The 21,470-nt window shown below is 72.4% G+C and carries 20 protein-coding genes; 5 read left to right on the forward strand and 15 right to left on the reverse strand.

What is annotated here, in order from left to right; translation table 11 throughout:
* Window positions 1-210 precede the first annotated feature (210 nt).
* The 3 genes from ABZ234_RS04575 to ABZ234_RS04585 all read right to left on the reverse strand — a co-directional run bounded on the left by ABZ234_RS04575 (window position 211) and on the right by ABZ234_RS04585 (window position 2,220).
* The gene (locus ABZ234_RS04575; protein WP_267947737.1) at window positions 211-915 is read right to left on the reverse strand and encodes a DivIVA domain-containing protein; all 705 of its coding nucleotides are present in this window, start codon (window positions 913-915) and stop codon (window positions 211-213) included.
* A 28-nt stretch (window positions 916-943) separates the two neighbouring features.
* Window positions 944-1,240, reverse strand: coding sequence for a hypothetical protein (locus tag ABZ234_RS04580; protein WP_267947738.1), 297 nt, complete (start codon window positions 1,238-1,240; stop codon window positions 944-946).
* Window positions 1,241-1,320: 80 nt separating this feature from the next.
* Entirely contained in the window at window positions 1,321-2,220 is a 900-nt protein-coding gene (locus tag ABZ234_RS04585) for an N-acetylmuramoyl-L-alanine amidase (RefSeq protein ID WP_355011044.1), read from the reverse strand.
* Window positions 2,221-2,774: 554 nt separating this feature from the next.
* Here ABZ234_RS04585 and ABZ234_RS04590 point away from each other — a divergent pair.
* Together ABZ234_RS04590 and ABZ234_RS04595 are read left to right on the forward strand one after the other, a co-directional pair.
* Complete coding sequence (locus ABZ234_RS04590; protein WP_355011045.1) at window positions 2,775-3,995, forward strand: cell wall protein; 1,221 nt, start codon at window positions 2,775-2,777, stop codon at window positions 3,993-3,995.
* A 403-nt stretch (window positions 3,996-4,398) separates the two neighbouring features.
* Window positions 4,399-5,628: a hypothetical protein gene (locus ABZ234_RS04595; RefSeq protein WP_355011046.1), complete on the forward strand. Its 1,230-nt coding sequence runs from the start codon at window positions 4,399-4,401 to the stop codon at window positions 5,626-5,628.
* 549 nt (window positions 5,629-6,177) lie between these two features.
* Here the strand turns inward: ABZ234_RS04595 and bldC are convergent.
* Both bldC and ABZ234_RS04605 read right to left on the reverse strand, forming a co-directional pair.
* Window positions 6,178-6,381 carry a developmental transcriptional regulator BldC gene (gene bldC, locus ABZ234_RS04600; RefSeq protein ID WP_013155387.1) on the reverse strand — a complete coding sequence of 68 codons (204 nt, stop codon included), beginning with the start codon at window positions 6,379-6,381 and terminating at the stop codon, window positions 6,178-6,180.
* Window positions 6,382-7,086: 705 nt separating this feature from the next.
* Complete coding sequence (locus ABZ234_RS04605) at window positions 7,087-7,920, reverse strand: hypothetical protein (protein ID WP_267947743.1); 834 nt, start codon at window positions 7,918-7,920, stop codon at window positions 7,087-7,089.
* A gap of 252 nt (window positions 7,921-8,172) precedes the next feature.
* Here ABZ234_RS04605 and ABZ234_RS04610 point away from each other — a divergent pair, with 252 nt between their 5' ends.
* Window positions 8,173-8,400 (forward strand): DUF3073 domain-containing protein, encoded by a 228-nt coding sequence (locus ABZ234_RS04610; protein ID WP_267947744.1) that lies wholly within the window; start codon window positions 8,173-8,175, stop codon window positions 8,398-8,400.
* 153 nt (window positions 8,401-8,553) lie between these two features.
* Here ABZ234_RS04610 and purM read toward each other — a convergent pair whose 3' ends face one another.
* From purM to ABZ234_RS04625, 3 genes are all read right to left on the reverse strand, one after another.
* On the reverse strand, window positions 8,554-9,618 hold the full coding sequence (purM, locus tag ABZ234_RS04615) for a phosphoribosylformylglycinamidine cyclo-ligase (RefSeq protein WP_267947745.1): 1,065 nt from the start codon (window positions 9,616-9,618) through the stop codon (window positions 8,554-8,556).
* 107 nt (window positions 9,619-9,725) lie between these two features.
* Complete coding sequence (gene purF / locus ABZ234_RS04620) at window positions 9,726-11,222, reverse strand: amidophosphoribosyltransferase (protein ID WP_355011047.1); 1,497 nt, start codon at window positions 11,220-11,222, stop codon at window positions 9,726-9,728.
* Between the two features lie 23 nt (window positions 11,223-11,245).
* Window positions 11,246-11,707, reverse strand: a complete 462-nt coding sequence (locus tag ABZ234_RS04625; RefSeq protein ID WP_355011048.1) for a sterol carrier family protein — start codon at window positions 11,705-11,707, stop codon at window positions 11,246-11,248.
* 426 nt (window positions 11,708-12,133) lie between these two features.
* Between ABZ234_RS04625 and ABZ234_RS04630 the strand changes: the two genes are divergently transcribed.
* Window positions 12,134-12,751: a DUF47 family protein gene (locus tag ABZ234_RS04630; protein ID WP_267947748.1), complete on the forward strand. Its 618-nt coding sequence runs from the start codon at window positions 12,134-12,136 to the stop codon at window positions 12,749-12,751.
* Between the two features lie 217 nt (window positions 12,752-12,968).
* Here ABZ234_RS04630 and ABZ234_RS04635 read toward each other — a convergent pair whose 3' ends face one another.
* Both ABZ234_RS04635 and ABZ234_RS04640 read right to left on the reverse strand, forming a co-directional pair.
* A complete protein-coding gene (locus ABZ234_RS04635; protein WP_355011049.1) occupies window positions 12,969-14,327 on the reverse strand; it encodes an MFS transporter in 1,359 nt (452 codons plus the stop codon).
* A gap of 382 nt (window positions 14,328-14,709) precedes the next feature.
* Entirely contained in the window at window positions 14,710-14,988 is a 279-nt protein-coding gene (locus tag ABZ234_RS04640; RefSeq protein WP_267947750.1) for an Atu4866 domain-containing protein, read from the reverse strand.
* A gap of 128 nt (window positions 14,989-15,116) precedes the next feature.
* Here ABZ234_RS04640 and ABZ234_RS04645 point away from each other — a divergent pair, with 128 nt between their 5' ends.
* Entirely contained in the window at window positions 15,117-15,950 is an 834-nt protein-coding gene (locus ABZ234_RS04645; RefSeq protein WP_267947751.1) for a helix-turn-helix transcriptional regulator, read from the forward strand.
* A gap of 27 nt (window positions 15,951-15,977) precedes the next feature.
* Here ABZ234_RS04645 and ABZ234_RS04650 read toward each other — a convergent pair whose 3' ends face one another.
* From ABZ234_RS04650 to mshD, 5 genes are all read right to left on the reverse strand, one after another.
* Complete coding sequence (locus ABZ234_RS04650) at window positions 15,978-16,943, reverse strand: nucleoside hydrolase (protein WP_267947752.1); 966 nt, start codon at window positions 16,941-16,943, stop codon at window positions 15,978-15,980.
* 249 nt (window positions 16,944-17,192) lie between these two features.
* Window positions 17,193-17,972, reverse strand: a complete 780-nt coding sequence (gene pstB, locus ABZ234_RS04655) for a phosphate ABC transporter ATP-binding protein PstB (RefSeq protein ID WP_267947753.1) — start codon at window positions 17,970-17,972, stop codon at window positions 17,193-17,195.
* Between the two features lie 56 nt (window positions 17,973-18,028).
* Entirely contained in the window at window positions 18,029-19,108 is a 1,080-nt protein-coding gene (pstA, locus tag ABZ234_RS04660) for a phosphate ABC transporter permease PstA (protein WP_355011050.1), read from the reverse strand.
* A complete protein-coding gene (gene pstC / locus ABZ234_RS04665) occupies window positions 19,108-20,070 on the reverse strand; it encodes a phosphate ABC transporter permease subunit PstC (RefSeq protein ID WP_267947755.1) in 963 nt (320 codons plus the stop codon). Before pstC ends, pstA begins: the two co-directional genes overlap by 1 nt.
* Before the next feature lie 321 nt (window positions 20,071-20,391).
* Window positions 20,392-21,393, reverse strand: a complete 1,002-nt coding sequence (gene mshD / locus ABZ234_RS04670; protein ID WP_355011051.1) for a mycothiol synthase — start codon at window positions 21,391-21,393, stop codon at window positions 20,392-20,394.
* Between the last annotated feature and the right edge of the window lie 77 nt (window positions 21,394-21,470).

Genomic DNA, 21,470 nt, shown 5'->3' on the forward strand with positions numbered 1-21,470 from the left:
TTGCCCGGGCGGTCACGTCCGGGCCCCGCCCGGGACGCGCGCCTGCCGCGGGCCCGGTCCCCGCGCGGACCCGCCCGCCGGGCGGGACCGCCCCCTCCACGGGCCCGCCCCCGTCCGCGCCGCCGGGGACCGGAGGGTACGCGCGGCCGGTCCCGCCGGCCGGGCTCCGCCCCCGCGCCTCGCGTCCGGTGTGCGCCAGGACCGCCCCGACTACTGCTGCTCGTAGCGGCGCAGCTCCTCCGCCAGCGCGTCCAGGAACCGGTCCACCTGAGCCGGGTCGTACCCCGGACGCGCCCGGGTGGTGGCGAACTGGACCCGCTCCACCTCCGCCGCCGTGAGGGTCGCGCGGTCCGGGAGCCCCTGCTGGAGCGCGTCGAGCGTGAACTCGGCGCGGTCCAGGAAGTCGTCGACCTCCTGCTCGTTGTAGCCCGTGGTCAACCGGGTGGTGGCGAACTGCTGCTCACGGATGTCCTCCGGCGTCATCCCGAACCTGTGCGGCGGCCCCGCGGGGCCGGTCCGGCCGGGAGGCGTGTGGCGCCGGCCCTCCGGCGGGTCCTGCCGTTCGGCCGCACCGGCCCGGGAGGCCCCCGGCCGGGGCGGCAGCGGAGGGGTGGTCCGGTCGCCGAACCGGCCGAGGCCGCGTCCGGCGAGGTCGGCGACCACGACGTCGAGGAAGTCGTCGACCTCGTCCTCGCGGTACCCCGGGCTCAGCCTCGTGGTGCGGAACCGTGAGTTGCGCACCTCGTCGGCCGTGATGAGCGGGCCCGTGCGCGGCCCGCCCTCCAGGGCGACGAGCGTCGCCTCGATCCGGTCGAGGAGCGCGTCGACGTCCTCCTCGTTGTAGCCCGGGCGCAGACGCACCGTGTGGAACTTCTTTTCGCGGATGTCCGCCGGTGTCAGAGGCATGGTCCCCATTGTGCAGTTCAGGAGGTTCTCGTGGCGGTCATCCCCGGCCCGCGCGTGATTCCGCGTCCGAGGGCGGATTCGACGAGACTGGCGAGGACCTCCCGTACCCGTCCGCGGCCGTACCCGCACAGGGCCGGGGCCGGTCCTCGGCGCCGATCGGCGCCGGCCGCCGGTCCCCGGGCGGGCCGGGGAAGGGGGCGCCCGCGTGGGGCGCGGCCACCGCGAAGGACGCCCGGCCGAGGACGTCCTCGGCCCGGGCGCGGTGGAAGCCGCGCAGAACCGCGCCGGGGGCCGGGGCCTCCGGCAGGCCCTGCGCGGGGCGGGGGGAGGTCATGCACGCATTATGCCGAGGAGGGACGGCCCCCGCCATACGAACGGGCGGTCTTGGCCGGGTGCGGACGTTCCGGCCGGTCCTCAGCTCCGCATGAGGTAGGCGGCCATCCCCTGGGCGATGGAGTCCGCGGCGCGCTCGCGCCACGCGGGGTCGGACAGGAGTTCGGCGTCCTCGGGGTTGCGCATGTTGCCCGCCTCCAGGAACACCTTGGGCACCGTGGACATGTTCAGCCCGCCCAGGTCGGTGCGCTCGTCCAGGCCCTCGTCGGCGAGGTAGTCGGCGTAGGGGATGTCGCTCCCCTCCAGGTACGCGCGGCGGAGGTCCTCGGCGAGCAGCCGGGAGGGCTCCACGATCTCCTCGGTGAAGCCGTCCACCTCGCCGGGCATGATCACGTGGAACCCGCGACCGGACTCGGGCCCGCCGTCGGCGTGGATGGACAGGGCCGCGTCGGCCTCCGCCTCGTTGCCGATCCCGGCGCGCTCGTCGATGCACGGACCGACGCCCTCGTCGTCCTCCCGGGTGAGGAGGACGGTGGCGCCGTCGGCCTCCAGCCGCTCCTTGACCAGGAGGGAGAGCTCCCAGTTGAACTCGTGCTCCGGGTAGCCGTCCCCGGTCTCGGCGCCGACGGTGTCGCAGGCCTTCTCCGCGGGGCCGGCGGGGACGAGCGCGTTGATCTCGCCCGGCGCGGAGGCGTTGCCGCCGTTGTGGCCCGGGTCGATGACGACGACGCGTGTGCCGAGGGGGCCCTCGCCGACGGGGCCGTCGTCGGGCGCGTCGTCCCCGGGTGCGGCGTCGCGGTCGCCGTCGGGGGCGTCGCCGCCGTCCTGCGGCCCGGGGAGGGGAGGCGCCGCCGTGGGGTCGCCGCCGGAGGCCCCTCCGGGCGAGGCCGAGCAGGCGGCGGTGAGGAGGAGGGCGAGGGACGCCAGAGACAGGGCGCGGGTGGCGCGGCTCCGGGGCCCTGGCGGTGCGGAGACGGGCATGCCCACAACCTAGTCGCTCGCGGTACCCGGGGCATACCGACTCATATCCCGACGAAAGGTGTTCGGCAGGGGAGAGGGGCCCGACAAAGGGGATGTGTCGCCCGTCACCGCGGAGGCGCCCGGGGATGTGCCGCGTCTCGCGGAACGCCCTTCCCGGGGTGCGCCTTTTCTTGTAGGACGCCCGTTCCCGGGCGAGGTTTACACCGTTCGGGAAAAAACCCTGAAGAGAATGAATCCATTGCTCAGAGTGACGCCCTTCTTCATCGTGATCTGTTCGTGATGGGATCTCGGCTGATTCTCCTGTTTCGTCCGATGTAAGGTTCGAGTGAGGAAACGGGAAGTCATTCCGACTCGGTTCCGCCGACCCACCGTTCTGTGGTCGCGACCGCGTTTTCCCCGTTTCCGCAGGCAGAGGGCTTCTGTGTGCCCACTGCCATCCCCCATCCGACCCTGGTTCGTGTTCCGCGCCCCCGAAATCCCGCTGTCGGCGGTTGTGCGCGCATCCAGGCCGGTCCGAGAAGTCTCGGACTGTGGTGATCCGAATGAGGATTGACTTGAAGAACACTCGCGTGACCGCGCGCCGCATTCTCCAGGGCGGCGCCGCTTTCGCGGCGCTCGGCGCGCTCGGCGTCGCCACGGCCCTCCCCGCCGCCGCCGACACCCAGACCGTGGGCTGGGCCCACGCCAACGTCGCCGACGGGTACGGCATCGCGGAGACCTACATCACCCCCCAGGGCGAGTCGAACAGCGACTCCAGCGGCTTCTCCGGCGCCCTCGACGAGTACTTCAGCATCGAGGCCTCCACCTCGGCCTCGGTCGACGGCAACGGCGCCACCGCCACCACCACGGTGGCGAGCGCCACCATCCGGCTCACCGCCTCCGACGTCGAGGAGATCATCGCGGACGCGGAGGACGAGGAGGCCGACGACGAGGAGTCGGACGCGGACGACGACCCCTCCGCCACCCCCTCGGAGGAGCCCGAGGAGCCCGGGGACGACGAGTCCACCGCTCCGGGTGAGGGCGAGGGCGAGGGCGACGGGGACGCGGGGACGCCTTCGGCCGAGCCCACGGACCCGCCCGCGGAAACCCCCGAGACCCCTGAGACCCCCGAGGTCCCTGAGACCCCCGCCGCCGACGGCGGCGAGGTGTCCGGCGACGGGGCCGCGGCCCCGCTCGTCGAGCTGGACGCCGATGACATCGAGCTCTCCTCCGCGGGCGACGAGATCGTCCTGTCCGCCACGATCACCGGCGCGAGCGTCACCACGACCCAGGCGTGGGACGGCTCCGTCTCCCACTCGGTCGACCCTGGCACCGTCTCCTACGAGGTGAACGAGCTCGACGCCGTGGTCGGCGCCCCGTACCAGGACCAGGGCACCTACACCTCGGACGACGCGGGCTTCGACTGGGACGACGCCTACACCGCGCTGCTCGTGGACATCACCGTCCCCGGCGAGTTCGAGGGCGGCTACGCCCTGGGCGTCACCTACGCCAGCGTCGGCGTGACGGCCGACGACGCGGGCAACGGCGGCGGCGACGGTGACGGCGGCAGCGGTGACGGTGACGGGGGCGACGACAAGACCCCGCCGTCCCGCGACGCCGAGGACCTCCCGAAGCCGGAGCCGAAGCCGACCGAGGCCCTGGCCACGACCGGCAGCCCCCTCGCCGGGCTGATCGCGGCCGGCGCCGCGATCGCCGCCGGCGGCGGCGCGGCCGCGTACTTCGCCCGCCGCAGGAAGAGCGCCGCCGACTCCGCCGCCGAGAGCAGCGAGGGCTAGCCGTAGCGGCGGTCGGCACCGGACCGACCGGGCCCCGGGGGACGCGTCCCCCGGGGCCCTTCCGTGTGCCCGGCCCGCTTGCGCCCGGCGCCCGGAAGGGCTGCGGTCCGGGGACCACCGTCCCGGAACTTCCCCGACATCTGTTCCGTTATCTGAGGGTTAATACATATTTGTCGGCCGATAGTCGAACGTAGGACGGTTTCCGTTTTGTGATCCAGCGGTTAGGCTCGCCCTACGGGCGCGCCGCGCGTCGGAGTTCCTTCCCGGGGTGGGAAGGCCCCCCTATCGCCGCCCCGCACCGAGGCCGGACCGGCCCTGACCGCCCCGGCGATCCTGAGGACCGCTCCCGGCGCAGGCCGGCCCGCGCGGCCGGACATCCCCCAGATACAACAGGAGTGTTGTGGTGACTCCCGCCAAGCCGATCGCACGCCGACTCGTCGGCGCAGGCGTCCTGTTCGCCGCGCTCGGCGCCATCGGCCCCGCCTCCGTCCTCACTTCGACCGCCTCCGCCTCGACGACCCCCATGGTCTGGGGCAACGCCCAGGCGTGGGTCGCCGACGGCGACGTCGTCACCGGGTACTCGACCGCCGTCAGCTTCGGCGGCGAGACCGAGGCCAGCGCCGACACCGACGACCTCTTCGGCCCGATGGCGGACTACGTGGAGATCGACGGGGAGAGCCACACGCTCGTCGACGACGAGGGCGCCCTCGCCGCGGCCACCGTCGACACCGCCACCTTCCGGATGGACGTCGCCGACCTCGCCGCCCACGGGATGGTCGACGTGCCGCCGGACGTGGAGCTGTCCGAGCCCTCCGGCGAGCCGCAGGAGGAGCCGACGGGGGAGGGCACGCCCTTCCAGGACGAGCCCAGTCCCGGGGCCACGGGCGGGGAGGGGGAGCCGGGTGCGGCCGAGGAGGAGGGCGGACGGCTCCCGGAGCCCGAGAAGAGCCCGCAGACGCCCGGTGAGGGGCACAGGGAGACACCGGAGCAGTCCCCGAGCGAGGAGGACGAGCTGCTCGTCCTGGACGAGACCAACTCCGGCACCGTCGCCGCCGACGGCAACGCCGTGGAGTTCACCCTCGCCGACGCGGCCAGCTCGGCGAGCGCCGGATACGGGGGAGTGACCGAGGCGACCTTCGAGCACGGCCGCCTGACCGCGTTCGGCGTCCCGGTGGGCCCCGTGGGCGCGGACGGGGTCGTCGTGGAGGACGTCATCGAACTCTTCGACGAGAGCGGCGACGTGGCCCTGGAGGTCCCTGTCAGCGTGCGCTTCGTGGTCAACGAGGCGACCTTCGAGGACGAGGACGCCGAGTGGGACGGCAAGGGCATCCGCAGCTGGATGACCGTGTGGGTCCAGGTGGGGGACCCCGAGGAGGAGAAGGAGTTCGCCGTGGACTTCGCGGACTCGTGGGCGCTCGGCTCCACCTACGCCGCGAGCGCGCCGCCCGTGCCCGGGGACAAGGGCGAGGCCGCCGAGGAGGAGGCCGCGAGGCCGGACAACCGCCTGGCGACCACGGGCGGGTCCCTGGCCGGGCTGATCACGGCCGCCGTGGTGGCGGTGGGCGGCGGCGCCGCCGCGACCTTCCTCGCACGCAAGCGCACGACTGCCATGGACGACCGGATCGGCGACTGACCGCCGCCGTCCGCGTCCGGCCCCGCTCGCCGGGGACGGGACCGACCCCGGCGCCTGGGCCGACGCGGTCGGGGAGGCAGCGGCGGCGGCCGCGCCCGCCACGGCGGGCGAGGTGACCGGGCGGCCCGCACGGACCTTCGCGGAGTGGGCACGGGACCACGCCGACGACTTCCGCTGAGCGGGGTCGCGCGGTACCGCTGCGGACCGTGTGGGGGCGGCACGGCGCCGCCGTGCCCCGGGTCCCTGCCGTCGGGTCCCTGTCATACAGCCGACAGCGCCTGCTCCTGTACCGCCGGGCCCGTCCACAGCCTGTGGACAACTCCTGTTCCCGCGCCGGAGGGGCGGGGCGGGCGTGCGCGGAGAGTGACGGTCCGCGGGCGGCCCTCCCTTCCGCTCCCGGAGGAGGGCGGGGCGAGGGCGCGGCGGACCGGGGGAACGCGGCGGGGCGGGCCCCCTTCTCGGGAGACCCGCCCTCGATTCGTGTCAGCCTTTGTCAGCAGCCGGAGTGAGTCCGGCCGTTCCCCCCGGAATCGGCACAGACCGGGGAGATCACTCCGTACGCTGGCTGGGGATTCCGGCCAGCAGAGCGCGGACCTCAGTCTCGCGGTAGCGGCGGTGTCCGCCCAAGGTGCGGATCGAGGTCAGCTTGCCCGCCTTGGCCCAGCGTGTCACGGTCTTGGGGTCCACGCGGAACATGGTGGCAACCTCGGCGGGGGTCAACAGGGGCTCCGCCTCGGGCGTGCGAGTTGACATGTGTACGGCCTCTCCTCCTGGATCTGTGTGCCGATCCTTGAGCCTTAATCCTGGCACTTGGCCCGGATGTCCAATATTTGCACTACGTCTATATTGGCATCACCCGAGGTGATTGTGCGACCACTCCAAGCAACTTTGCACGTGGGAGGCCAAAGAAAGCCGCCCGTGGCCGCGTCACGCTAAGTGATTCTAGCGACACGTTTAGTGGCATGTGGCGTATTCGGTCAAAACTTCGTTCTCCGGCCTCGTTTTTCTCTATCCGGAGTTCCCGAAGTGCTACGGAAGCCTGACCGAAACCCGCTCTCCGAGCTCGTGCTCGGGTGGTGCGGTCCCCGGCCGGTCGCCGTGCGGAGGGAAGTGGTGTGCGTCGGTGGAGGCGGGTCCCGCGGGGGCCGGCCGACGGGTCGGGCCGCGTGGATTCCCGGCGTGGCAAGGGTTTTCTGATTACTGAGAGTGCACTCAGTGATCGACTGGCTACAGTCTATGCCGATCCCTATCGGGCGTTATGCCCAGTTTCACCATGCTTGATGTCGTGCGCGGGCGACGCCGGATCTCGCACCGTTTTCACGTGCGAAAAAGCTTGTGGGGGGAGTGAGAAACCTGGTGTACCAGGTTGGCGTCCGGCGTGGCGCACCTGTGTTCGGCGCCTCGGATCACGACAGTGTGCCCCCGGGTGTCCACGAAAGTGTGCACAACACATGACCCTCAGTTGGCGTGCTGGAGGGCGCGCACCGACTTCCAGCGCCGCGTGATCCGCTCCCTCAGCTCCAGCACGCGCTCGGCGTCCCCCTTGGCCAGGGCCTCCACCGCCCCCGCGACCTCGGCGACCGACCGGTCCTCGCCCAGGTGGTCGTCGCTGAGCAGGTGGGGCAGGCCGCCGTAGTCCAGCTCCAGCAGCGAGTCGGGGTGGGCGGTCAGGGACAGCCAGTCCACCAGCTGCTCGGTGGAGGCCGACACGGCGTGCTCGCCGATGTACTCCCGCAGCACCGCTGCGGTGTGCTCCAGCCGACGTTTCGCCAGCGCCGTCCGCGTCAGGTACAGGAGCGTCCGGGTGGAGTTCGCCGACAGGACCAGGCACCGCTCCCGCTCCTCGAACGGGACGAACCACGGGACCGGGATGGTCCAGTTGCTCGACAGGATGCCCGGCCGCACCGTCCCGCCGGAGTCGCGCCACTCCCGGTACCCGTCCTCCGCCCGCTCGGCCTCCGGCCCGGGCACGAACGCCTCGCTCAGGGCCACCGGCGTCGCGGCGCTGAACTCGGCGAAGGCCCGCCACGACCGCAGCCGGGTCTGCCACGGGCAGACGTACAGGCGCTCGTCCACCCGGCGGAGGTAGGCGTCACGGCTCTCCTCCTCGGGCGCCACCACCGGAGGCGTGGTGATGAGGCGGTTCAGGCTCTCGGTGTGCTCCGCCGCGAGCGCGTTGACCCGCCGGGGCCTGCCGGGCGAGGTCGCGTAGGCCTCCCAGTACCTGCGGTCGCGCGGAGGGAAGGACTCGATCGGCTGGTAGACGCGGAGGTAGGCGGTGTAGGGCAGCACGATCGAATCGTGGCACATATCGTTGCGTGTGGCACTCACCTCCGGAACGCCCTTCCGGCCCGCGATCCGTGCGCGCACCACATCCGTCACACCCGGGTGGCGTAGGCACGACGGGGGCCGACCAGGTACGGTTGTGTGTGTACGTAAGCTGACGCCTGTCGTCAGTCGCGTTTGACGGCCGTCAGCCCGATAGTGCGGGTTAGTAAGTGATCTCGGGTTCGTCGGAACCCAATCGTTGAGGGGGTCGAGCCAATGGGGCGCGGCCGAGCCAAGGCCAAGCAGCAGAAGGTCGCCCGGAAGCTCAAGTACAGCTCCGGTGGGACCGACCTTGATCGGCTGCGGTCGGAGCTGGGTGTCGCTGAGGACGAGGGGTCTCCCTCCGGGCCGTTGGGTCCGGACGAGTCCCACACGGATTCTCAGGACGATCTGGTCGACCGTTACGCGGATCTTGCCGACAAGTACTCGGACTCCGACAAGTAGCACGGAGTGGGCCGAGACTTCTGGTCGCTCGGGACGACAACCGCTGACCTGTAGCGGTTACGGCTTGCCCGCGGGGAAGCCGTCGCGGACAGGTGGATATAGCCGGTGCGAACCACTCTGGTGGTTCGCACCGGCTATGTTCGCGTCCGTTTCTCACGCGTCCCGGTACTCGCCGGTCAGGGCGCAACGCCCGGAACCGGCCGTCACCGTGCCCAGCCTCCAGGCCGGGACGCCCCGGTCCGCGAGGACCTCCAGCGCGCGTGCGGCGTCCTCCGCCGCGACGATCGCCACCATGCCCACGCCCATGTTGAACGTGGCCTCCATGTCCTCGCGGCCCACGCCGCCCTTGTCGGCGAGGTAGCCGAACACGGGGGCGGGCGCCCAGGTGGAGCGGTCCAGCTCGGCGTCCAGGTGGCCGGGCAGGGACCGGGACAGGTTCGCCGCCAGGCCGCCGCCGGTGATGTGCGAGTAGGCGTGCACCTCGACCTCGCCCGTCAGCGCGACGCAGTCCTTGGCGTAGACCCGGGTCGGGGTGAGCAGGACCTCGCCCAGGACCCCGTCCAGCTCCGGCACGTGTGCGAACAGGTCCAGGTCCGCCCGGTCGACGATGTGCCTGACCAGGGAGTAGCCGTTGGAGTGGGGGCCGGAGGAGGCCATCGCGATCACCGCGTCGCCCTCGCGGACCCGCTCCTGGCCCAGGATCGCGTCGCCCTCGACCACGCCCGTGCCCGCGCCGGCCAGGTCGTACTCGCCGGGCTCCATCGCGCCCGGGTGCTCGGCGGTCTCCCCGCCGATCAGCGAGCAGCCCGCCTGGTGGCAGCCCTCGGCGATGCCGCCGACGATCTCGGCGATGCGCTCGGGGACCACGGAGCCGCAGGCCACGTAGTCGGTCATGAACAGCGGCTCCGCGCCGCTCACCACGAGGTCGTCGACGACCATGCCGACCAGGTCGATGCCGATCGTGTCGTGCTTGTCCATCTGCTGGGCCAGCATGACCTTGGTGCCCACGCCGTCGGTGGAGGTCGCCAGGACCGGGTCCTTGTACTTGCCGACGTCCAGGCGGAACAGGCCGGCGAAGCCGCTGGCGTCGGTGACCTGCTCCGGCCGGCGGGTGCGCGCCACGTGGCGCTTCATCAGGTCGACGGCGCGCTCACCGGCGGCGATGTCGACGCCCGCGGCCGCGTACGCGCCCGTCGCCCCTGTGCTGTCGGCTGCCACGCGAGATCTCCTCGTGCTGTGTTGCGGTGGTTGGGCCGCCCCGCGGCCCGTCTGCGGGCACGGCGGAGCGAACGCGCGGCGGGCCCGACCGGCCCGCCGCGCGGTGGTTACTTGTCGCTGGTCGCCAGCGTCGAGCCCTCCGGGGTCCCGCAGGACTTCTCCAGCAGGAACTTGCCCCTGGAGTCGGCGTCGACCTCGATGGGGTACACGCCGTCGAAGCAGGCCCGGCACAGCTCGTTCTTCGGCACCTCGGAGGCCGCGATGAGCTCGTCGAGGCTCACGTAGGCCAGGGAGTCGGCGTTCACCGACGCGGCGATCTCGTCCACGCCCAGGTTCGCGGCGATGAGCTCGGCGCGGGTGGCGAAGTCGATGCCGTAGTAGCAGGGCCACAGCACGGGCGGGCTGGAGATGCGCACGTGCACCTCCGCGGCGCCCGCGTCGCGCAGCATCCTGACCAGGGCGCGCTGGGTGTTGCCGCGCACGATGGAGTCGTCCACGACCACCAGGCGGCGGCCCTGGATGACCTCGCGCAGCGGGTTCAGCTTGAGCCGGATGCCCAGCTGGCGCAGGGTCTGGCTGGGCTGGATGAAGGTGCGGCCCACGTAGGAGTTCTTGACCAGGCCCTGGGCGAAGGGGATGCCGCTGGCCTCCGCGTAGCCCACCGCGGCGGGCGTGCCCGACTCCGGCACCGGGATGACCAGGTCGGCGTCCACGGGGTGCTGCCTGGCGAGGCGGCGGCCCACCTCGACGCGCGTGGAGTTGACGTTGCGCCCGGCGATGGTGGTGTCCGGGCGGGCCAGGTAGACGTACTCGAACAGGCAGCCCTTGCGGCGGGCGGGGGCGAAGCGGCGCGAGCGCACCCCGCGCTCGTCGATGGTGAGGAGCTCGCCGGGCTCGATCTCGCGGACGACGGTGGCGCCCACGATGTCCAGCGCGGCCGTCTCACTGGCGACGATCCAGCCGCCCGCGCCCGAGGTCTCGCCGAGGCGGCCCAGCACGAACGGGCGGATGCCCTGCGGATCGCGTGCCGCGTACAGGGTGTTCTCGTCCATGAACACCAGGGAGAAAGCGCCCTTGACCTTCGGAAGCAGCTCGAGGGCGGCGTCCTCCACGGAACTCCCGCGCTTGGCCTGGTCGGCCAGCAGGTTCGTCAGGACCTCGGTGTCGGTGGTCGCGCCGCGGCGGGTGTCCGGCAGCATCGCGGCCAGTTCCGGGGTGTTGATGAGGTTGCCGTTGTGGCCGAGCGCGAGACCCCCCTCGCGTGCGGTGTAGAAGGTCGGCTGTGCGTTCTCCCACACCGGCGACCCGGTCGTGGAGTAGCGGCAGTGGCCGATCGCGAGGTGGCCTCGCAGGGAGTCCAGGGTCGCCTCGTTGAAGACCTGGGAGACGAGCCCCATGTCCTTGTAGACGACGATCCGTTCCCCGTCGCTCAGTGCGATGCCCGCGGATTCCTGGCCGCGGTGTTGCAGAGCGTAGAGACCGAAATAGGTGAGCTTGCTGACTTCTTCGCCGGGTGCCCAGACCCCAAATACGCCGCAGGCGTCCTGCGGGCCGCGTTCGAGCGGATCGAGGTCCATGGAGAGCCGGCCGTCGGAGTACGACACACCCACAGCTTAGTGCCTGCCTGTCAGCACGGCACCACCCGGGGAGGGGCCGGCCAGAGGGGCAGGTGTCCGGACAGGTCGGAGCGGGCGCCGCTCGCCTGCACCCGGTGTTCGGAAACCCCCTGCTCCCAGGAGGTGCGGCCGGTCGCCATGCGCAGCCAGGTGAGCGGGTCGGTCTCCACGACCCCGGGCGGGGTGCCGCGGGTGTGACGGGGCCCCTCGATCACCTGTACGGCGCCGTGCGGGGGCACGCGCACCTCCAGGCTGCGTCCCGGCGCCCGGTCGGCCAGCACCGCGAGCGTGCCCCTCACGGCGGCCTTGACGGCGCCCCTCAGGGGCTCCTCCGCGCGCAGCACCGCCCGCGCGCACGCGGCGACGGCGGCCTCGTCGTCGCCCTCGAAGGGGGCCTCCCCCAGGGCCGAGAGCTGTTCGTCCAGGGACTCGCGGAGGCGCCTGGCGGCGCTCGCGCTCAGAGCGGATGGCATGGACAGAAGCCTAGAGGGGCCCGTGCGGCGCGGATCCGGGGTCATCGCAAGTGTGAACCGACGGGGTACTTGTCATAGCGGCGGAATGGCCCGAAGGTGGACATCACAGAACGCCGGTGGAGCTGTCCACCGGTCTCCGCTCGATTGGGTGATTCCTGTCTCAGCGCTCCGCTGGCCAGCGGGAGCGGGACACGGTAGCGTCCCGAACCGTCCCGGTGTCGCCGAGATTGGGAGGATTGCGATGGAACCCGCGCCCCAAGCAGTTCCACGCGTCGGCTTCAGGAGATGAACGAGGGGTGACCGGGCCCGCACCCGCCCGCCCTCCCCGCTCCCGGGCCCCTGCCGCGCCGCGCACCCGCGCTGGACCAGCTGCCCGGCGCGCTTAACATCCACGAAGGAACACCACCGCACCATCGGGAGAACGACGTGCGCCTGAGCTTGCGCCCGCGTGATGACAGCTACTACGAGATGTTCACCGATTCGGCCAACAACCTGGTCATCGGTGCGCGCCTGTTGGTGGAGCTGATGAGTGACGGCGCCGACCGGGAGGCCATCACCGAGAAGATGCGCGCCTGCGAACACGCGGGCGACGACGCCACCCACGCGATCATGCGCCGCCTGAACAAGAGCACGGCGACGCCCATCCACCGGGAGGACATCTACCGGCTGGCCTCGAACCTGGACGACGTCATGGACTCCATGGACGCCGCCGTCGACCTCATCGGCCTCTACGGCCTGGAACGGCTTCCGAAGGGGATCATCGACCAGATCGAGGTGCTCGAACGCGCCGCCGAGCTGACGGCCGAGGCGATGCCGCGGCTCCGCTCCCTGGAGGACCTGACCCGGTACTGGATCGAGATCAACCAGCTGGAGAACCAGGCCGACCGCATCTACCGCAAGCTCCTCGCCCACCTGTTCAGCGGGGAGTACGACGCCCTGACGGTGCTCAAGCTCAAGGACGTCATCGAGGAGCTGGAGACCGCCGCCGACGCCTTCGAGCACGTCGCGAACACGGTGGAGACCATCGTCGTCAAGAACAGCTGACCCGGCCCCCGCGCCCGAGATCCCTTCCCCCGTCCCCCGTCCCCCGTCCCCCTTCCTGCCGTCGCCGGGGCTCCCGCGTACGCGCCCTCCCTCCCGCCGCACACCTTCCGGCCCCCGTCAGGCTCCCCCCGGGCGGTCCGGGGAGGGGGCGGGGGCGGCGCATGGTCCTCCCTCCCGCTCCGCACGGCCCCCGACCCCCGGTGCGGGGCCCGCACGCCTACCGCGGGGCCTGCCGGCGCGGGAGCCGCTCCGCCGGGCCTCCCGCCCCCTCGGGACGGTCGCCGTCCGCATCGCGGCCGCCGGGCTCCGGCGACCGCTCCGGACGGCCGTCCGCCTCCCGGGGGCCCGGGGCGTCGAGCGAGCGGAACGCCGGCGCGAGGAGGGCGGCGATCGCGGTGGCGCCCGCGAGCGCGGCGACCACCGCTCCCGCGACGGGCAGGCCGGCGGCGGTGGCGACGGCCGCGAGCGGGGCGCTGGTGAGGGCGGGGGCGGAGAGCATGACGGTGTTCTGGGCCCCGAGCACCCGGCCGCGCATCGCGTCGGGGGTGGCCTCGACGGTCAGAACGCCGAGCACGGCCGAGGCCGGGGCGTAGGTGAGCCCGACCAGGGCGGCGGCGCCCAGCACCAGCCACGGGGAGGCCATGCTGCCCACCGCGCCGAACCCGACCAGCGTGCCGAGCATGCCGACGACGAACCAGCTGCGGCGGCGGACCCTCCCGGCGGTGGCCGCGTAGAGGGCGGATCCGGCGATGCTCCCGGCGGCGATCGCGCTCAGCGTCAGCCCGGTCAGCTCGGGAAGGTCCTCACCGGTGAAGTAGGCGGGCATGAGGGTGGTCTGGAGGGAGCTCAGCACGGCGACGAGCATCGCGGTGACCAGGGTGGCGCCGAGGACGAGGCGGCTGCGGCCCAGGAACCTCCACCCGTCCAGCAGGTCGGCCCCGGCCCGGCGCACCGCGCCGCCGGCGGCGGACGGGTCGCGGCGCCGCTCCGGGACGGCTCCGGCCCGGGGGTCGAGCACGAGCGTCGTCGCGGCGGCGAGCAGGCTCGTCGCGGCGGTCGCGAGAAGGAGCGCGGGGGTCAGTCCGAGCAGGCCGACGAGGAGTCCGCCCAGGCCGGGTCCGGCCAGCAGCAGGACGTTGCCCACCGTCTCGCGGGTGGCGATCAGCCGGTCGAGCCGGCGCGGCCCGGCGGGGCCGAGCGCGGCGAGGGCGGGCAGCAGCGTCTCCTGGGCGGTCATCCCCGGTGCCCGGACCACCGCTCCGACGACTCCCAGCGCCAGGAACCAGGCCATGTCCAGGCCCCGGAGGGCGTCGACGACCGGCAGCGCCGCCACCGTCAGCGCGGCGAGCAGGTCGGAGGCGACCGACACCCTGCGGCGGTCGACCCGGTCGACGAGCAGCCCGGCGACGAGCCCGGTCACGGCGGAGGCCGCCGTCGCCGCGGTCGCGAGCACGCCCGCGGCCAAGACGTCGCCGGTGCGGTCGAGGACGAGCAGCGGCATCACGACAGCGGCGATGCCCTTGCCCAGCAGGGACAGCGCGTACGAGGCGAAGTAGACCGCGGAGCTGCGGCGCACGGCCGCCTCACCCCCCACCGGTGGTCGCCACGTGCCTCGGCGGTCGCCGGGGACCGGGGTCCGGCGACCGGCCGGGCACGCTCCCGGTGCGCTCCGGCGACGGGGGGAGGCCCTCCGTCGCGGTCAGGGCGGGCGGTGCCATGAGAGGCCCCTCTCGTTCGTGTCCGGTGACGCGGGTCCGGACACCACGAGACCCCGTGCCCTCACGGCACACTCAAGAGCCGGCGGCTGTGAGGCACGACACGCGGCCGGGACGGGAGCGGGCGACGGGCACGCCCTCCCCGCTCATCGCGGGGCCGGCGGGAGGGTCGTGTCCCCGCCCGCTGATGCGCGGCGCCGGGCCCGCGCGGCCGTCGTGCCCCCGCCCGCCCCGGGGAACCGCTCACGCCTCCCTGTAGAGGACCAGGTGCTCGTGGTGGAGCACGCCGTCCCGGATGTCGCCGGTGGCGGTGAAGCCCGTGTCGTCCACGTAGTCGATGTGGTTCCCGGTCACCGTGTAGCGGCCGGTGTACGCACTGCGCCTCGTGCCGCGCGCCTCGTCGTACCGCCCGTCGGGGCGGAGCTCCTGCCGGATGTGGCCGTCCGCGGTCGTCCACATGCCCACCACGTCCGGCCGCCGCTCCCCGTTCGCTCCCGCTGTGCTCTCCGTGTTCGTCGCCACTGTCCCGTGCCTCCTCGGTGATCGGTTCCCCCGGAGTCTGGGCCGCGGGGACCGGACCGGCCAGGACGCCCCGTGCCAGGGAGTGGCACACCCAGGCAGCCCGCCGGGCTCCGGCGTAGCCTGGGCGCATGAGCGGCAACGACCTCGGAGACCTCCTACGCGCGCACAGGGCCCGGATCCGTCCGGAGGACGCCGGAGTGCCCACCTACGGACCCCGCAGGGTCGCGGGCCTGCGCCGAGAGGAGGTGGCGGTCCTGGCAGGCATGAGCAGCGACTACTACGCCCGGCTGGAACAGGGGAGGGAGCGCAACCCGTCGGCGCAGGTGCTCGAGGCCGTCAGCGCGGTCCTGAGGCTCGACGACGACACCCGGGAGCACCTGTACCGCCTGGCGGGCGCGGTGCCCGAGGACGCGCGCCGCCGCGACGCGGTGGAGACGGTCGCCCCGGAGCTGCGCCAGCTCCTCGACGGGTACCCCAACACCCCGGCGTTCGTGCTCAACCCCGCCCTGGACATCCTGGCCGCCAACGCGCTGGCCGGGGCGCTGTTCTCGCCGTTCGCGAGGGCGGACAACCTGGCCCGCATGGTCTTCCTCGATCCGGCCGCACGCTCCTTCTACGCGAGGTGGGAGCGGGCGGCGCGCATGACGGCGGCGAGCCTGCGCCACGCGGCGGGGCTGGACCCGCACCACCCCGGGCTCGTCTCGCTGGTCGCGGAGCTGACCGGCGGTAGCGCGGACTTCGCCGACCTCTGGCGGTCCCACACCGTGCGCGGCAAGACCGGCGAGGCCAAGGAGTTCGTCCACCCGGACGTCGGGGCGCTCTCGCTGGTCTACCAGTCCTTCGACGTGCGCGGGGCCCGGGGCCAGCAGCTCGTGATCTACCACGCCGAGCCCGGGAGCAGGAGCGCGCAGGCGCTGGCGCTGCTGGGCACGAGCGACGCGACGCGGCGGGCCGAGGTGTGAGGGGGCGCGGGACGTCTCCGCCGCGTCCTACAGCCCGGTGATCGCCCGGGCGGGGGAGGTGCGCCGGGACAGCACCTCGACGAGGTGGTCGAAGAACCCTTCGGCGTCGATCTCCTCGATCACCGTCGCGTTGGGCTCCAGCCCGTGCACGCCCCAGGACATGGCCGAGTAGCCGCGGGTCAGCTCCCCGGCGGTCTCCACGTCCACGTGGTAGCGCCCGGCACGGCGCACCAGCTCCGGGCGGAGCAGGACGGCGGCGGTCAGCGAGTCGGGGTGGGTGGTGCCGTCGATCCCCACCCTGCGGTCGAACTCCAGCGTGGCGGAGCAGACCCGGCCGAAGAAGTCGGCCAGCGGAGTGCCGATCGCGGCGAGGGCGTCCAGCCGCTCCTGGCCGAACACGGCCTGGCGGAGGGTCAGAGGGTCCCACGGGACCACGGTGACGTCGAAGCCCGCCCCGAAGACGGCCTTGGCCGCCTCGGGGTCCACGTAGAAGTTGAACTCGGCGGCGGCCGTGATGTTGCCGCGCCCGTTGTTGGACCCGCCCATGACGTACAGGGCGCGCACGTTGCGGACGAAGCCGGGGTCCTTGGCGACGGCCATCGCGATGTTGGTCAGCGGACCGATCGCCACCACGGACAGCTCGCCGGGGTTCTCGGCGGCCAGCCGGACGAGGGCGTCCACCGCGTGCTCGGACTCCGGCTCCAGTCCCGCCTGGTCCATCGACAGCCCGCCCGAACCGTCGCCGTGGACGTTCTCCGCGCTCACCCACGGGCGGGTCAGCGGGCGGCGGCAGCCCAGGTACACGGGCACCTCGCCCAGGCGCCCGGCCACGTTGAGGGTGAGGAAGGCGTTGCGCACCTGCTGGTCGAAGCCGACGTTCCCCGCGACCATGGTGACGGCGCGCAGGTCCGCCCCGGGATCCAGCAGCCCGACGAGGAGCGCGACGCAGTCGTCCTGCGCGGTGTCGGTGTCGATCACCAGGGGTGTGGCCACGCCTTCTTCTCCTTCGGGTCCCCCGCGGGGGATGCACAGGGGGTCGGTCGGCCGCAGGCGCCGACCCCGACCAAGGGCCCTTCGGCCGAAGCGCCCCACCATCGCTGGGCGCCTGTCCGGCTCGGGTCAGTCTCTTTTAGCCGAAGCGCCCCACCATCGCTGGACGCCTGTTCTGGGTGGCGCGGGTTCTCTTTAGCCGAAGCGCCCCACCATCGCTGGGCGTCCGTCTGGACCGGGCTGGCTTTTCTTCTAGCCGAAACGCCCAGTGATATAGTTCTCGGTCTCCTTCTTCTCCGGCCGGGTGAACATCTGGTTGGTCTCGCCCATCTCGACGAGCCTGCCCGGCTTGCCCGGGGCCGACAGGTTGAAGAACGCGGTCCGGTCGGACACGCGCGCCGCCTGCTGCATGTTGTGGGTGACGATGACGATCGTGTAGTCCTCCTTCAGCTGGTGAATGAGGTCCTCGATCGCCAGGGTCGAGATCGGGTCCAGGGCGGAGCACGGCTCGTCCATCAGCAGCACGGACGGCTTCACGGCCGTCGCGCGGGCGATGCACAGGCGCTGCTGCTGGCCGCCGGAGAGGCCGGAACCGGGCTTGTTCAGCCGGTCCTTGACCTCCTCCCAGAGGTTGGCGCCGCGCAGCGACCGCTCCACCAGCTCGTCGGCCTCGGAGCGGCTCATCCGGCGGTTGTTGAGGCGGGCGCCGGCGATGACGTTGTCGTAGATCGACATGGTCGGGAACGGGTTGGCCTTCTGGAAGACCATGCCGACCTCGCTGCGCACCATGACCGGGTCCACGTCGGGGCCGTAGACGTCCAGGTCGTCCAGGAGGACCTTGCCCTCGGCCCGGGCGCCCGGGGTGACCTCGTGCATCCGGTTGAGGGTCCGCAGGAAGGTGGACTTGCCGCAGCCGGACGACCCGATGAACGCCGTCACCGACCGCGGCTCGATGGTCATCGACACGTCCTCGACGGCCTTGAAGTCGCCGTAGTAGACGTTGAGGCCGGAGACGTCGATTCGTTTCGCCACTGGAAATTCCTCGTGAGTCTGCTCCACGCGCGGGACGTGGGCGGTGGGTGTAGGGATCAACGGGCCTTCGGCGCGAACAGGCGGCCGATCATGCGGGCCAGGAAGAACAGCAGCATGACCACAAGGATCAGCGTCAGCGCCGCGGCCCAGGCCCTCTCGTAGTTGACGGCGCCGCCCATGCGGACCTGGGAGTAGATGAACACCGGAAGGCTCATCATCTGCCCGTCGAACAGGTTCCAGTTGATGGACACCGCCGACGATCCCGCGGTGAGGATCAGGGGCGCCGTCTCTCCGATAACACGCGCGATGGCGAGCATGATTCCTGTGGTCAGCCCGGCGGCCGAGGTGGGGAGCACCACCTTGGTGATGGTCCGCCACTTGGGGACGCCGAGGGCGTACGAGGCCTCGCGCAGGTCCTGGGGCACCAGCCGCAGCATCTCCTCGCTGGAGCGGACCACGACCGGGATCATCAGCACGGCGAGCGAGATCGCGCCCGCGGCGCCGTTGGTCGCGCCCGGTCCGAAGAGGATGATCCACAGCGCCACGACGAACAGACCGGCGACGATCGACGGGATGCCGGTCATGACGTCGACGAAGAACATGATGGTCCGCTTCATGCGGCCCTCGGCGTACTCGACCAGGTACACGGCGGTCATGACGCCGATCGGCACCGAGATGAGCGTGGCCATGCCGGTGATCGCGAGGGTGCCCACGATCGCGTGGTAGGCGCCGCCCGCGTCCATGCTCGGCAGGACGCCGTTCATGGAGACCGACAGGAAGTAGGGGTCGAACCGGGCGAGGCCGTTGCCGAGCACGGTCCACAGCACGGACACCAGCGGCAGCATCGCGAGCAGGAAGCAGCCGTAGACGAGCGCGGTGACCAGGCGGTCCCTGGCCTTGCGGCCGCCCTCGACCCGGGCGGACGCGGTCACGACGATCACCGTGTACGCGACGGCGGTGAGCAGCCCCCACAGGACGAACCCGAAGGAGGAGAAGGCCAGCAGGACCCCCGCCACGACGGCGGCGGTCGCGGCCAGCAGCAGGGCCGGGAAGTGGTGGGGCAGGGAACCGCGGCGCAGGTCGTTGGCGGTGGCGCTCATCCCGGGCCCGGGCGGCGGCGTGGTCGTCAGGCTCATCAGGACTCCTTGTTCCCACGCGCCACGACGTAGCGTGCGCCCATGTTGACAACCAGGGTGATCGCGAACAGCACCAGTCCGGCGGCGATCAGCGCGGACACGCCGTAGCCGGTGGCCTCGGGGTACTGGAGCGCGATGTGCCCGGCGATGGTCTGGTTGCCGCTCTGGAGGAGGTTCCAGGAGACGGCGAGGGAGGGGGAGAGGATCATGGCGACGGCCATGGTCTCGCCGAGGGCGCGCCCCATGCCGAGCATGGCGCCGCCGACGATGCCGGACTTGCCGAACGGCAGGACGGCGAGGCGGATCATCTCCCAGCGGGTGGCGCCCATGGCGAGCGCGGCCTCGCGGTGCCCCTGGGGCACCTGGTGGAAGACGTCGCGGGACATCGCGGTGATGATCGGCAGGATCATCACGGCCAGGACGACGCCGGCGGTCAGGATGGTGCGCGCCGACGTGGAGGCGGGGCCCGCGAAGAGCGGGATCCAGCCGAGGTAGCGGGTCATGCCCTCGTACACGGGCACGAGCTGGGGGGCCAGGAAGCCGATGCCCCACAGGCCGTAGACGACGCTGGGGATGGCGGCGAGCAGGTCGACCAGGTAGCCGAGCAGGGACGCCAGCCTGCGGGGCGCGTAGTAGACGATGAAGAGCGCGATGCCGATCGCGACCGGGGTGGCCAGGAGGAGCGCGATCGCGGCGGCGAGCACGGTGCCGAACGCCAGCGCGCCCACGCCGAACGCGGGCGACTCGCGGACGTTGGCCTCCCACTCCTGGGAGGTCAGGAAGTTCGCGGTGTTGGCGGCCAGGGACGGCCAGGCCTGAACGATCAGGAAGGCGGCGACGCCGGCGAGGATCAGCAGGATCAGGATGCCCGAGCCTCGGGCGGTGCCGGCGAAAACGACGTCGCCCATCCGGCGCTTGCCCGTGGGCGGGGGTGCCGCCTTGGGCGCGTCCGTGGTCGTCATGGATTGGCTCCGGTTCGGAAGGGTTGCAGTGCGGGTCGCCGGGGTGGCGCGGTGTGCACCGGACACCCCCGTGTGCGCCTGTTCTCGTTGTTCCGGGCGGTTCCGCCGCTCCCCGCGCGGGGTCGTCCCCGCCGGGGGCGCCGTGCCCGCTCCTGGCCGTCCGGCGGCCGCGGTCTCACGTCCACCGTGCGCGAAATGGTCGTTCCGCGCCGATTGTGAAGGTAGGCGTAGGAGGTGACCAGTTGTCCCAGAGAAGGTGAACGTGGGGTGAACGAGGCGTCGCACTACCGTGGCGGAAGGGCGATTGCCCGGTGAATGTGATCAGCCGCACTCAGGCGGGAGGCCGCGGGCACCGGTGGCGGGCGGCGCGTACATGACGTCGGTGTCCCACATGCCGAACCCGAGCGACTCGTACAGGCGCACCGCGGCCTCGTTGTCACCGTCCACGTAGAGGTGGACCCACGGCAGGCCGGCGTCGCGCAGGTGCCGCAGACCGGCCAGGGTCAGGGCTCTCCCCAGGCCGCTGCCCTGCCATGACGGGGCCACTCCCACCGCGTAGACCTCGCCGACGGGCTCGCCGTCGGTGAGCCCGGCGCCGTCGGCGTGGGTCTTGGTCCAGTGGAACGCGGCGACCTTCCCCTCCTTGGTGGTGGCGAGGAAGAAGCCGCGCGGGTCGAACCAGTCCTCGACCTCGCGCTGGAGCAGGTCGTCCAGGGTGAGCTGGCCCTGCTCGGGGTGGTCGGCGAACGCGAGCGCGTTGGCGGCCAGCCACGCCTCCTCGTCCTGGCCCACGACGAACTCCCGCACCCGCACGGCGGCGGCCACGTCGGGCCGGAGCGCGGGTTCGGGGAGTTCGGGCGCCGCCCAGGGGCCCCCGGCCTCGTCGGCCGCGATGTCGCGCAGCGGCATCCGCATCTTGTACAGGGAGCGGACGGCGGTCCAGCCGTCGCCCTCCGCGACCGAGACGGCCTGCGGGGTGCGTCCGTGGGCCCACACCCGGACCCCACGAGGGCCCGCGTCCCGGTCGACGGAGCGGAGCAGGGCCGTGCCGTGTCCGCGGTCCCGGTACTCGGGGCCGACGACGACCTCGCCGGAGTCGGGTTCGCCGGGGACCCGCTCGACGAACGCGAAACCGACCACGCGGCCCTCCTCGGTGACGACGTGGAAGCGGCTGCTCCCGGAGGGCGCACCGTGGCGGACGCGCAGCAGTGTGTGCTCGGACAGCGGAGCGACACCGTCCGCGCGGCGGGCGGACTCGGAGAGTGCCAGGACCTGGTCGGCGAGGCCGGAGGCCAGGTCATCGGTGACTAGCGGGGTGCTCATGGACGGAAAGCCTACGACGGGACGCCCATAAAGGTTCCGTCAACCTCGCATAGGGAGGCTTTTGTCCTGTTCAGCGG

This window comes from Nocardiopsis sp. NPDC006198 (assembly GCF_040613895.1).
Classification (GTDB): domain Bacteria; phylum Actinomycetota; class Actinomycetes; order Streptosporangiales; family Streptosporangiaceae; genus Nocardiopsis; species Nocardiopsis tropica.

What these genes read in the sequence shown, in the direction of transcription:
- ABZ234_RS04645 (WP_267947751.1), top strand. Translation starts at nt 15,117, where the DNA reads ATGAGCGGCAACGACCTCGGAGACCTCCTACGCGCGCACAGGGCCCGG.
- pstC (WP_267947755.1), bottom strand. Translation starts at nt 20,070, where the DNA reads ATGACGACCACGGACGCGCCCAAGGCGGCACCCCCGCCCACGGGCAAG.
- ABZ234_RS04625 (WP_355011048.1), bottom strand. Translation starts at nt 11,707, where the DNA reads ATGCCATCCGCTCTGAGCGCGAGCGCCGCCAGGCGCCTCCGCGAGTCC.
- bldC (WP_013155387.1), bottom strand. Translation starts at nt 6,381, where the DNA reads ATGTCAACTCGCACGCCCGAGGCGGAGCCCCTGTTGACCCCCGCCGAG.
- mshD (WP_355011051.1), bottom strand. Translation starts at nt 21,393, where the DNA reads ATGAGCACCCCGCTAGTCACCGATGACCTGGCCTCCGGCCTCGCCGAC.
- pstA (WP_355011050.1), bottom strand. Translation starts at nt 19,108, where the DNA reads ATGAGCCTGACGACCACGCCGCCGCCCGGGCCCGGGATGAGCGCCACC.
- ABZ234_RS04575 (WP_267947737.1), bottom strand. Translation starts at nt 915, where the DNA reads ATGGGGACCATGCCTCTGACACCGGCGGACATCCGCGAAAAGAAGTTC.
- ABZ234_RS04585 (WP_355011044.1), bottom strand. Translation starts at nt 2,220, where the DNA reads ATGCCCGTCTCCGCACCGCCAGGGCCCCGGAGCCGCGCCACCCGCGCC.
- ABZ234_RS04580 (WP_267947738.1), bottom strand. Translation starts at nt 1,240, where the DNA reads ATGACCTCCCCCCGCCCCGCGCAGGGCCTGCCGGAGGCCCCGGCCCCC.
- ABZ234_RS04610 (WP_267947744.1), top strand. Translation starts at nt 8,173, where the DNA reads ATGGGGCGCGGCCGAGCCAAGGCCAAGCAGCAGAAGGTCGCCCGGAAG.